The sequence below is a fragment of the Sulfitobacter sp. 15WGC genome (genome assembly GCF_005068605.1).
Taxonomy (GTDB): Bacteria; Pseudomonadota; Alphaproteobacteria; order Rhodobacterales; family Rhodobacteraceae; genus Sulfitobacter; species Sulfitobacter faviae.
Genome location: NZ_SZNL01000068.1, coordinates 1 through 667 on the forward strand (window position 1 = coordinate 1; position 667 = coordinate 667).

1 pseudogene is annotated in these 667 nt (G+C 56.4%); it reads left to right on the top strand.

The features are described 5' to 3' along the window. Positions 1-124: 124 nt before the first annotated feature. Positions 125-502: pseudogene (locus FCK22_RS18000) on the top strand (IS3 family transposase); the annotation flags it as partial. Between the last annotated feature and the right edge of the window lie 165 nt (positions 503-667).

Below are 667 nucleotides of genomic sequence, written 5' to 3' on the forward strand. Positions count from 1 at the left end.
AAAAATCCCATGTCGATCACTCCAAATCCCCCCAACCAAAACCGTCGGGGAAGTGTGTTCACATGGGTCAATTCTCAGTGACAATTTATGGGGCTACCGGGTCAGTTCTCAGTGACAATCAACAGCGGTGAGCAACCGGATGAAGCGCGACCTGGCAATCCGGGCATTGAAAATGGCTGTTGCGCTGCGGCAGCCGCCCAAGGGCTGCATCCATCACACCGATCGTGGGTCGCAATATTGTTCGCACGACTACCAGAAGCTTCTGCGCCACCATGGGTTCATGGTATCGATGAGCGGCAAGGGCAATTGTTATGACAACTCTGCCGTCGAGACCTTCTTCAAGACGATCAAGGCAGAGCTGATCTGGCGGAGACCATGGCATACGCGAAGAGAAGCAGAGCTGGCCATCTTCCAATACATCAACGGCTTCTACAATCCGCGAAGGCGGCACTCAGCACTGGGTTGGAAAAGCCCGGTCGCTTTCGAAAGGAAAGTGGCCTAAACGAGCACGTGGGGCGGCACAAAAACGCGACAGGTCCAGTCACGCCTTCTGCGCCAAGCGGATGTGTGACGTGCTGGGTGTCAGCTCACGCGGCCTGCGCGCCTATCGCAACCGCCCTGCCAGCCAAAGACAGAGGACTGACATGGTCGTGCTGGCCCACATCAA